The sequence below is a fragment of the Nonomuraea africana genome (genome assembly GCF_014873535.1).
Classification (GTDB): Bacteria; Actinomycetota; Actinomycetes; order Streptosporangiales; family Streptosporangiaceae; genus Nonomuraea; species Nonomuraea africana.
Genome location: NZ_JADBEF010000001.1, coordinates 6411089 through 6421896, shown reverse-complemented (window position 1 = coordinate 6421896; position 10808 = coordinate 6411089). Strand labels below are relative to the sequence as shown.

Here is a 10808-nt window from a genome sequence, read left to right as displayed (position 1 = left end):
ATGGCACAGCCGGGTGACAAGAGAGGGCTGGCCTTCGCCGCGATCGTCCTGGTGCTGGCGGCGGTGGGCATCTTCGTGACGATGTGGCCCGACTCCGAGACCGCACCGCCCACGTCGGGTCAGGAGGTGACGGCGGGCCGTACGGGATCGGGGTCGGCCGCCGCGCCGGCGGTGGTCACCCCGCTGGCGACGGCCAGCGACGCGCCCTTCGACATCTACTCCTTCCTGCCCATGACCAAGCAGGAGCTGGCGGCGGCGGCCGACCTGGCCGAGCGCTTCACCGCCGCCTACGGCACCTTCCGCTACGACGAGGACCCCGCGGTCTACGCCGGCAGGCTGAAGGTGTTCACCACGACGGGCCTGGCCGACGTGCTGACCCGCACCATCACCTCGCCCGGCACGGTCGAGGCGAACCGGGCCGACGAGGTGGTCTCGCAGGCGACCGCGAAGGTCAAGGAGATCAGGCAGGTCGACAGGACCTCGATCGTCTTCGTCGTCACGGGCACCAGGGAGGTCTCCGCCAAGAGCGGGCCGACCAGGCGGGACGAGGCGTACGCGGTCACGATGCAGCAGATGGGCTCCGACTGGCGGGTCTTCGACCTGCAGCCCGCCGACGAGGGCCAGGACGGAGACAGCCCCGGGTGAACCTCTCCCCCCGCACGAAGATCGTCGGGGCGATCGGCCTCGCAGGGCTGGTACTGGTGGCGCTGATCATGTCCCCGATGTTGATGACCTCCTTCCCCTCCTTCATCAGCGGCGGCGGGCTGCCCGACTGCGAGGAGGTCACGCAGGAGGACGAGGCCGCCTCCGACGGGGCGACCTCCGACATACCGCCCGACTACCTCGCGCTCTACCAGAAGTTCGGCAAGAAGATCGGCGTCCAGTGGACCATCCTGGCCGCCGTGGGCAAGCGCGAGACCGACCACGGACGCTCCACGCTGCCCGGCGTCCAGAGCGGCACCAACTACGCGGGTGCCGCCGGCCCCATGCAGTTCCTGGTGAGCACCTGGGGCGGGGCCAAGCGGATCAAGATCCCGTCGAAGTTCAACGGGTACGCCTCCGACGGCGACGGCGACGGGTGGGGCGACATCTACAACCCGGCCGACGCGATCCTGGGCGCGGCCCGCATGCTCAAGCGGAACGGCGCGCCCGAGAACGTCAGGCGGTCGCTGTTCGTGTACAACCGGGCCTGGTGGTACGTCGACCAGGTCGAGGAGATCGCCCGCAAGTACGCCAAGGACGGGACCGTCAAGGTGCCGCCCCAGGCTGACTCCGCCTGTGACGAACCGCTCGTCGAGGCGGCGCCCAACGACGTGGTGGCCAGGATCCTCGCCTACGCCCTCGACCAGCGTGGCAAGCCGTACCTGTGGGGTGGCACGGGACCCGACGCCTTCGACTGCTCGGGGATCATCTACATGGCCTATCGGAGCGTGGGGCTGACGATTCCGCGCACGACGTTCGGGCAGTGGCCGTTCGGGGTGAAGGTGCCCGACGGCGAGGAGCAGCCGGGCGACCTGGTGTTCTTCAACGCCGGACCCGGCACGAGACCCGACAGTCCGGGACATGTCGGCATGGTCGTCTCCAAGGGCAAGATGATCGAGGCCAGGTGCCGGCTGTGCGGCCCGATCAAGGTCACCAGCTACCGGGGACGCGACGCCATCGTGGGATTCACCAGGCCGCTGCAGAACGCCGACGTCGTGGATCAGCTCAAGAAACTCGACTCGGCGCTCTAAGGTTGGGGACCTTCGAGGGCGAGGAGACGCGATGACGGTTGTGGTGGTGGGGGCGGCGATCGTCGCCGACGGCAGGCTGCTGGCCGCCCAGCGGGCCGAACCGCCGGCGCTGGCGGGCGGGTGGGAGTTCCCCGGTGGCAAGGTCGACGAGGGCGAGAGCGACGAGGCGGCGCTGGTCAGGGAGTGCCATGAGGAACTCGGCGTGCTCGTCTCGCTCGGCGAGCGGGTGGGCGGCGAGTGGCCGCTCGGCGACGACTACGTGATGCGGGTCTGGCTCGCCTCGCTCGTCTCGGGGACGCCCGAGGCCAAGGAGCATCTGGCGTTGCGCTGGCTGGGCCTCGACGAGCTCTACGACGTGCCCTGGCTGGCGGCGGACCTGCCGGTGGTGCAGGCGGTGGAGATTCTGCTCCGAGAGGGTTAAGTCGCTGCACTGCGTGACATAACCCTTACTAGGCGTGTTGAAGGTTCGCGCCTGTATCGGGGAATCGGGGAAGCGCAGTGAGTTGGTGGCATCGCGCCCGAATGATGTCGGCCGTCGGGTCGGGGGCGCTGATCCTGGCGACCGCGTCGACCTCCGCGGCCGCTGCTTTCAACCCCTCTTCCACAGGACCTCTGCCGGACACCACGGGACGTCTTTGGGATTCGGCCGGGCGTGTGTCGGAGTCGGCCGGGGGTGTCGCGGAGTCCCCTGGGTCTGAGCAGGCTCCGCCGGTCGGGCTCAGCGTGGAGCGCCTCGGCGACCCGGATCTGGGCCACTGGGTGCGCACCGGCGACGTGCTGCGCTACAGGATCGCGCTGCAGGGGGACGCCCACGACGCCAGGCTCGCCGTGGCCACCAACCGGTCACAGGCCCTGTCCGCCGTCGAGTGCACCGCTCGTCCCGCTTCGCCGGCCGCGCCGACCACGTCAGCTTCCACGGTCTCCGCGCCCTCGAGCGCATGGCCCTGGCTGACCTCGTATGCCGTAGAGGCGCCTGCTTCAGGCTCGCCTTCCTCAGCGTCGCCGGGCTCTGTGTCGCCGGGCTCTGCGTCGCCTCTCTCAGGGTGGCCTCTCTCAGGGGTGCCGGTCCCGGCCTCGTCTGCCTCGGCTTTGTCCACGCCTGCCTCGTCTGCCTCAGCCTCGTCCGGCTCAGGTTCGCCCGTCCCAGGCTCGTCGGCCTCCTCTGCCTCGTCTTGCTTGGCTGCCTCGCTGGTTTCGACCGACGCCTCGCCTGGTGGCATCGCCGGCGTGCTCGAGGATCCCGCTGAGCCCGAGCGGTCGGGCGTCACTGGCACGGATGAAGAGATCATGACGACGGGCCCCGACGGGGAGCCCGCCGTGGCGGCTCCGAGCGCGGAGGTCGTGGGCACGGCGCGGAGGGGCGGGGCCTTCAGCGATTCGGCGGATCCCCACGGCGCGGTGGAGGGCTGGCTCGAAACGATCGAGGCTCCCCGCTTGGGCCTTCCGTCCCACTCAGGAACAGAAGCCAGCAGACCGTCTGGGCCTTACCTTGGGACGCAGGGCCTCCACTCCGAGACGGCGGCGCCCCAGAACCCTGGCCTGCTCAAGCCTTTCGGTCCCACCTCACCCACCGGCTTCCTCCTGCGCCCGGCACCGGCACCCACCGCTTCACCCACTAGCCCGGTTCCGAGCACGCCTCCTGGTTCGCCCAATGGCTTGCTTCCTGGTTTCCCCACTGGTTCGCTTGCGAATTCGTCGGCTGCTGGGCCGCTCGTGGGTGTGCCTGAGGGGCCGGTGACCAGTTCGCTCCTGGGTTCGCCTCCGGGTCTGCTTCCGAGCAGGCCCCTAGGTTCACCTCCAGGCGTGCTTTCGAGCGCGTCCCCTGGTCCGCCTCCGAAGGCACCCCCCGGTTCGCCCATTGGCTCGCTTCCGATGGCGCCCGTCGGTCCGCCGGGTGGCTCCACTTCCAAGGCGCCGCCCACCAGTTCGCCGGTTGGCTCGCTTTCGCAGATGCCCGGGTCCGTCCCGAGTTCGGCCGTGAGCAAGGTGCCTGTGGGAGGCGGCGAGGTCGACTCGTCCGGCACTCGTCCGGAACCGATCATCACGAGCTGGACCCCGCATGTGGTCGATGATGACCTGCGGTGGTCGGCAGGGAGTCCGCGTTCGGCTGACGGTGTCCCGCGGGCCTCGGATGAGCATTCACGCGCCTCCGACGCGGACTCCCGTGCGGTCGACGACTCCTTGCGCGTCCCCGGCACGGACTCGCGGGCGGGTGACGGTGCATCCCGGACCTCGGGCTCGCCTTTGGGGGATGGTGCATCCCGGGCCTCCGACTCGCGGGCGGGTGACGGTGCATCCCGGACCTCGGGCTCGCCTTTGGGGGATGGTGCATCCCGGGCCTCCGACTCGCGGGCGGGTGACGGTGCATCCCGGACCTCGGGTTCGCCTTTGGGGGATGGTGCATCCCGGGCCTCCGACTCGCGGGCGGGTGACGGTGCATCCCGGACCTCGGGTTCGCCTTTGGGGGATGGTGCCTCGAGGGCCTCGGGTGGGGACTCACTCGGGAGTGATGGCAAGGCGCGGGTCTCGGGTGCTGATCCGGGTGCCGGTGATGCTGCCTCCCCACAGGCCGGGAACGGGTCGGGGCTCGTTGATTCGGGTGTGCCGTCGTTGGGTGGTGCGCCGGTTGCGCCGGGTGCCGGACCGGCTGAGTCGGGGTCCAGTGCGGGATTGTGGAACGATCCTCAATTGCGATTGCCACAGGTGGCACCTCATCCGCGAGCCAATCCCGGATCGTCGGCTCTCGCTGTGCCGTTGCCCCGGGAGATTCCTGGCTCCGATGTCAGAAAGCAGGCCGAGAGTCGGTGGGACCTCACGTCGGGGGCCAACGGACTTCCGATCGCAGGAGGCGGCATCGTCCTGCTGCTCGGCGCACTCTGGGCGGTGACGAAGGTACAGCGGGCCCGCCGTTCAGGGCGGTGACGGAAGCATCACCATCTGGTATCCGGGTGCTCTGGGCGAGGGTGCGCCGAGCTTGTATCCAGGCGTGCTCAGGGCGGTGGCGAGGGCGAAACGGACCAGATGTCTCGGCGGTGGTGAAGGCGCAGCGGGCCTGGCGTTCTGGGCTGTGGCGAAGGCGCACCGAGCTGGTGTCCAGGTGTGGCTGAGGACGGTGCGAAGACGTACCGAGCTGGTGTCCAGGTGTGCTCGGGGTGGTGGCAAAGACCTACCAAGCTGGTGTCCGGGCGAGCTCGGGGCTGTGGTGAAGGTGCAGCGGGGCCGGTCGCTCTCGGTGGTGGCGAAAGGGTGTCAAGTTGGTATCCGGGGGTGTTCTGGGTGGTGGCGAAAGGGGGGCGCGGGGCCGTATCTGGTCGAAAATCCGGGCGATGTTGTAAATCGGACTTTGCTGTTACATTTACCGCCCTAGTATTCTCTTTGACCAAGGTCCAGGAATGCGCGGAGGGCAGCGGTGGCACCCAGGCGACTGACAGCCGTGTCCGCCCTTCTGCTCTCTCTGGGCATCAGCGGCGGTGTGGTTCTCGCGGCGGTGCCGCTCATCGGCCAGGTCGCCAGCGCGTCGGTCGTGGCCAGGGATCCAGACGCGGGTGACGTGGTGCCTCCGTGTGACGCGGGGGAGAGCTGCGAACCCACCGAGGTCGTCACCACGGTCACGATCACCACCACGCTCCCCACGCCCACGCCGACCCAGACCGACCCGGTGACCACCGTGACGACCACGGTGACGCCGTCGGCGACGAAGATCAGCAAGGCCCCCGAGCCGCAGAAGACCACGCAGGCGCCCACCAGCCCGCCGGTGACGCAGGAACAGCCGGTGCAGCCGCCGCCCGTGGTGCCGACCAGCGGCTCTGTCGCGCCGCCGACCACCGCCGAGCCGGAGCCGACGTTCTCCTTCCCCTCGGTGCAGGAGAGCGCCCCCACGACGCTGGACACCGGAACGCCGACCACGGCGCCCACCGACTCCGAGCAGCTCGTCGTGCGCAACGCGGCCCCTGAGTACAACCAGGCCGACCTCAGCCGCAAGCTGGGCATTCCGGCGCTGGTGCTGGTGCTGCTGGCCCTGTTCGCGGTCCTCATCTTCGAGGGACGGCTGCGCAGGCTGGCCCACGCCGCCGCCGTCCGCAGGGCGGGCCCGCAGGGACCTGGCCGTCACCGCGGCGAGCCCACCCCCGAGCCGTACGGTTACCCGGCGGGTCCCGGCTACGCGGGCGCGGTGCCCGCCTATGCGCCGATCATCAGCTTCGTGCCGGTGCAGACCTACCCCGGAGGGCCCGCGCAGTACGCGCCGGTCTACCAGCAGCCCTACCCGCAGGACCCGGCGATGTACGGCCAGCAGGTCCCGACCGCCGAGTACCCCGGATACGCGCAGCACCCGGGGCACCCACAGCCTGGACACCCGCAGCCTGGATACACGCAGCCGGAATACGCTCAGCCCGGGTTCCCCCAGCCTGAACACGCCCAGCCCGAACACGCCCAGCCGGAGTACGGCCAGCCGGACTACCAGCAGACGGAACACCAGCAGGGCGACTACGGGCAGGGCGACTACCGGCAGCCGGAGGACGTGCAGCACGAGGAGCCGCGCTTCGACGCGTTCCAGCCGCGCGAGTTCCAGGTGGCGGGCGACGACCCGCTCCCCGCCGACCTCGTCACGGGGTCCGCCGGATACCGCGGCGGGTCGATGGCGGACGACGCGGACGCTTCCGGATACCTCGACGAATCCGCCGGGCACCACGGATATGGCGAGAGGGCTTCCACGGGCGATGCGGGCCTCCCGGCGATGGGTGATGCTGAGGCGCCTGCGGGTCCTGCCGGGCACCTCAGGGGGAGGTCGGAAGGCGGTGAAGGCTTCCCGGGAGTGGGCGACTGGTCCGCCGAGGGGCCTGCGGGTTCTGCCGGGCACCTCGCGGAGGGGCGTTCGGGGGCGGCTGAGGGGCCGGAGCCCGAGTACCGCGACCTGTTCGAGCCGCTGGTCCCGCCGGACCAGCAGCCGCTGGGTGACCTCCCGCCCGGAGGCGACGCTCCCTATGGCGAGCCGCACCACAGCCACCCGGTGCCGTCCGCCCCTACGGGTCTGGAGCCGGGTGACGCCGAGCCGTGGCAGTTCGGCGACGACCGTCAGGACGACCCGTCGTCGATCGTCCCGATGACGGAGGACCGCGACCGCCGCGAGTTCTGACCACCGCGATCGTCTGACGGCTTCTGACGGGGCGATCGTCTGATGGTTGCCGGCCGCGATGATGGCCACGGCTTCTGGCCAGGGTGATCGCCTGCCGATGACGGTCCGACGGCTGGCCGCGACTCGTCCGACGGGTTTCAGGCCGCGACTCGTCTGATGGTTTCTGGCCCCGATTGTCTGGCGGCTCGCCGTTGCGGTGGGAAGCGAAGTCCTGCTCGAGTGGCGCACGGGGACAGACGCGAGCCCACGACGGCGGGCGGCGCGTGGGGCGGCGACAGCCGTACACACCCGGCGGCAGAGCACCCCCGAACAAACGGCCACACACCGGGAAACAGGGGGACCCTACACAAACGGCCACACACCGGGAAACCGGGGCACCCCACACAAACGGCCACACACCGGGAAACCAGGGGACCAGAGAGACAGATGGCCCCGGGGCCGTGGGGGACGGCCCCGGGGGGGAGGGTCAGCTCGGGCGGCGGAAGATCTTGTTGCCGAGCCAGACCAGCGGGTCGTACGTACGATCCACCACGCGCTCCTTCATCGGGATCAGCGCGTTGTCAGTGATCTTGATGTGCTCCGGGCACACCTCGGTGCAGCACTTGGTGATGTTGCAGTACCCGAGCCCGTGCTCCTTCTGTGCCGACTCCTTGCGGTCGGCCACGTCGTACGGGTGCATGTCCAGCTCCGCGATCCGCATGAGGAACCTCGGCCCCGAGAAGGCCGGCTTGTTCTCCTCGTGGTCGCGGATGACGTGGCAGACGTTGTTGCACATGAAGCACTCGATGCACTTGCGGAACTCCTGCGAGCGCTCCACGTCGATCTGCTTCATCCGGTACTCGCCGGGCCTGACGTCGGCGGGCGGCGTGAACGAGGGGACCTCGCGTGCCTTCTGGTAGTTGAAGGACACGTCGCACACCAGGTCCTTGATAACAGGGAAGGTGCGCATCGGGGTGACCGTGATGGTCTCGTCCTCGGTGAAGGTGGACATCCGGGTCATGCAGCCCAGACGCGGCTTGCCGTTGATCTCCATGGAGCAGGAGCCGCACTTGCCCGCCTTGCAGTTCCACCGCACGGCCAGGTCGGGCGCCTGGGTGGCCTGCAGGCGGTGGATGATGTCGAGGACGACCTCGCCCTCGTTGACCTCGACGGTGAAGTCCTCGAGCTTGCCCTCGCCGCCCTCACCGCGCCAGACCCTGAACTTCGCCTTGTAACTCATGAGAGCTCCTCGTCGGTGAGGTACTTCTTCAGCTCGCTCACCTCGAACAGGTTGAGCAGGTCTTCGCGCATCGCCGGCTGGATCTTCTCCTCGACGGTGACGGCCGAGCCGTCGGCCGTGGCGGAGCACACCAGCAGCTTGCGCCGCCACTCGGGGTTCATGCCGGGGAAGTCGTCGCGGGTGTGCCCGCCACGGCTCTCCTCTCGCAGCAGCGCGGCCTTGGCCACGCACTCGGAGACGAGCAGCATGTTGCGCAGGTCGAGCGCGAGGTGCCAGCCGGGGTTGTAGACGCGTCCGCCGGCCGCGCCGACGAGGTGCACGCGCTCCTTCAGCTTCTCGACGACCTCGAGCGCCTCGGAGATCTCCTCCGCCCTGCGGATGATGCCGACCAGGTCGTTCATGGTGCGCTGGAGCTCGGCGTGGACCTCGTACGGGTTCTCGCCGGAGCGCTCGAGTGGGGCGAGCGCCTCGGCCCTGGCGCTGTCGACGCTCTCCTGCGAGACGGCGGGCCGCGCGGGCAGGGAGTCGACGTAGGCGGAGGCTCCCGCGCCCGCCCGCCGTCCGAACACCAGCAGGTCGGAGAGCGAGTTGCCGCCGAGCCTGTTGGAGCCGTGCATGCCGCCCGAGACCTCGCCGGCCGCGAACAGGCCGGGGACGGCCGCCGCGCCGGTGTCGGCGTCGACCTCGACGCCGCCCATGATGTAGTGGCAGGTCGGCCCGACCTGCATCGGCTCGGCGGTGATGTCGACGTCGGCCAGCTCCTTGAACTGGTGGTGCATCGACGGCAGCCGCTTGATGATCTCGGCGGCCGGCAGCCGGGTGGACACGTCGAGGAAGACGCCGCCCTGCGGTGAGCCGCGTCCGGCCTTCACCTCGGAGTTGATCGCCCGCGCGACCTCGTCACGCGGCAGCAGCTCCGGTGGGCGGCGGTTGTTGGCCTGGTCGGTGTACCAGCGGTCGCCCTCCTCCTCGGTGGTGGCGTACTTGTCCTTGAACACCTCGGGGATGTAGTTGAACATGAAGCGCTCGCCGAGCGAGTTGCGCAGCACGCCGCCGTCGCCGCGGACCGACTCGGTGACCAGGATGCCGCGCACGGACGGCGGCCACACCATGCCGGTCGGGTGGAACTGGATGAACTCCATGTTGATGAGCTTCGCCCCCGCCAGCAGGGCCAGGGCGTGCCCGTCTCCGGTGTACTCCCAGGAGTTGGAGGTCACCACGTACGACTTGCCGATGCCGCCGGTGGCCAGCACGACCGCGGGGGCGTCGAAGAGCACGAAGTTGCCGGTCTCGCGCCAGTAGCCGAACGCGCCGGCGATCGCGTCGTTCTCCTTGAGCAGGCGGGTGACCGTGCACTCGGAGAAGACCTTGATGTAGGCCTCGTAGTCGCCGTGGTTCTCGTAGTCCTCCTGTTGGAGCGCGACCACCCGCTGCTGCAGGGTGCGGATCAGCTCCAGGCCGGTGCGGTCGCCCACGTGCGCGAGGCGGGGATACTCGTGCCCGCCGAAGTTGCGCTGGCTGATCTTGCCGTCCTTCGTACGGTCGAACAGCGCGCCCCACGCCTCGAGCTCCCATACCCGGTCGGGCGCCTCCTTGGCGTGCAGCTCGGCCATCCGCCAGTTGTTGAGGAACTTGCCGCCGCGCATGGTGTCGCGGAAGTGCACCATCCAGTTGTCGTCGGGGTTGACGTTGCCCATGGCCGCGGCCGCACCGCCCTCGGCCATGACGGTGTGGGCCTTGCCGAACAGCGACTTGCACACGATGGCGGTGCGCTTGCCCTGCTGACGAGCCTCGATGGCGGCCCGAAGACCCGCGCCGCCAGCGCCGATGACGACGACGTCGTATTCGTGACGCTCGATTTCCACTTGTTGGGGTCCTTACGCGTACGGGAAGTTGATGAGGCCCTTGGCCACGAGACGGACGTAGAGGTCCGCGCCCATCACCGAGAACATCGACGCCCAGGCGAGCGGCTGGTGCTTGGCGTTGAGCTTGGAGACGAACGTCCAGGCCTTGTAGCGCACCGGGTGCCGGGAGAAGTGGTTGAGTCGCCCGGCGGTGATGTGCCTGCAGGAGTGGCACGAGAGCGTGTAGGCGTTGATCAGGATCGCGTTGGCGATCAGGATCCAGGTGCCGAGGCCAAGCGGCTTGTGGATCAGCGCGAGAACCGCGTCGTAGGCGAGGACGAGGCCGATCACGATCGCCGCGTAGAAGAAGTAGCGGTGGATGTTCTGGATGATCAGCGGGAAGCGCGTCTCGCCGGTGTACTTGCCATGCGGCTCCTGGACGGCGCAAGCGGGCGGAGACAGCCAGAACGAGCGGTAGTAGGACTTGCGGTAGTAGTAGCAGGTGAACCTGAAGCCGCCGGGCAGGCCGAGGATCAGCAGCCCCGGCGGCAGGGTGTACCAGTCGCCGAACGGGGCAAATCCGAGGAAGCGGGCTCCCTCGGGACACGAGGTCGCCAGGCACGGGGACGCGAACGGTGCGATGTACTCGGCCACCGGCACGTAGTAACTGTTGTCGATGATCGCCCACACACCGTAGACAAGAAAGGACATCAGCCCCAGAAAGGTCAGTAGCGGGGCGAGCCACCATCGGTCCGTGCGGAACGTGCGCACCTTCACTTGCGCGCGTTGTCTTCTGACCTGGGGTTCAGGTGTCGTCTGGGTCATCGCGGATCTCTCCACCTCCCGCGGAATGGCTGCTGCGAGGGTGGTGGAATCAC

8 protein-coding genes are annotated in these 10808 nt (G+C 69.2%); 4 read left to right on the top strand and 4 right to left on the bottom strand.

Annotated elements, in window-relative coordinates:
• From H4W81_RS30375 to H4W81_RS30365, 3 genes are read left to right on the top strand one after another with little or no spacing between them, the layout of a single operon-like run.
• A complete protein-coding gene (locus H4W81_RS30375) occupies positions 1 to 645 on the top strand; it encodes a hypothetical protein (protein WP_192777951.1) in 645 nt (214 codons plus the stop codon).
• Positions 642 to 1733 carry a C40 family peptidase gene (locus H4W81_RS30370; protein WP_318782042.1) on the top strand — a complete coding sequence of 364 codons (1092 nt, stop codon included), beginning with the start codon at positions 642 to 644 and terminating at the stop codon, positions 1731 to 1733. The genes H4W81_RS30375 and H4W81_RS30370 overlap by 4 nt, the downstream gene beginning before the upstream one ends.
• 31 nt (positions 1734 to 1764) lie before the next feature.
• Positions 1765 to 2154 (top strand): (deoxy)nucleoside triphosphate pyrophosphohydrolase, encoded by a 390-nt coding sequence (locus H4W81_RS30365; RefSeq protein WP_192777950.1) that lies wholly within the window; start codon positions 1765 to 1767, stop codon positions 2152 to 2154.
• A gap of 361 nt (positions 2155 to 2515) precedes the next feature.
• Here H4W81_RS30365 and H4W81_RS30360 read toward each other — a convergent pair whose 3' ends face one another.
• Entirely contained in the window at positions 2516 to 2953 is a 438-nt protein-coding gene (locus H4W81_RS30360) for a hypothetical protein (RefSeq protein ID WP_192777949.1), read from the bottom strand.
• A gap of 2213 nt (positions 2954 to 5166) precedes the next feature.
• Here H4W81_RS30360 and H4W81_RS30355 point away from each other — a divergent pair.
• Positions 5167 to 6867, top strand: coding sequence for a hypothetical protein (locus tag H4W81_RS30355; protein ID WP_192777948.1), 1701 nt, complete (start codon positions 5167 to 5169; stop codon positions 6865 to 6867).
• A 466-nt stretch (positions 6868 to 7333) separates the two neighbouring features.
• On the opposite strand, the gene H4W81_RS30350 is transcribed toward H4W81_RS30355, so the two are convergent.
• Genes H4W81_RS30350 through H4W81_RS30340 form a run of 3 tightly spaced genes read right to left on the bottom strand, consistent with a single transcriptional unit; the run spans position 7334 to position 10641 of the window.
• Positions 7334 to 8086: a succinate dehydrogenase/fumarate reductase iron-sulfur subunit gene (locus tag H4W81_RS30350; protein WP_192777947.1), complete on the bottom strand. Its 753-nt coding sequence runs from the start codon at positions 8084 to 8086 to the stop codon at positions 7334 to 7336.
• Entirely contained in the window at positions 8083 to 9951 is a 1869-nt protein-coding gene (locus tag H4W81_RS30345) for a fumarate reductase/succinate dehydrogenase flavoprotein subunit (protein ID WP_192777946.1), read from the bottom strand. Before H4W81_RS30345 ends, H4W81_RS30350 begins: the two co-directional genes overlap by 4 nt.
• Positions 9952 to 9963: 12 nt before the next feature.
• Positions 9964 to 10641: a hypothetical protein gene (locus H4W81_RS30340; protein ID WP_425574686.1), complete on the bottom strand. Its 678-nt coding sequence runs from the start codon at positions 10639 to 10641 to the stop codon at positions 9964 to 9966.
• Between the last annotated feature and the right edge of the window lie 167 nt (positions 10642 to 10808).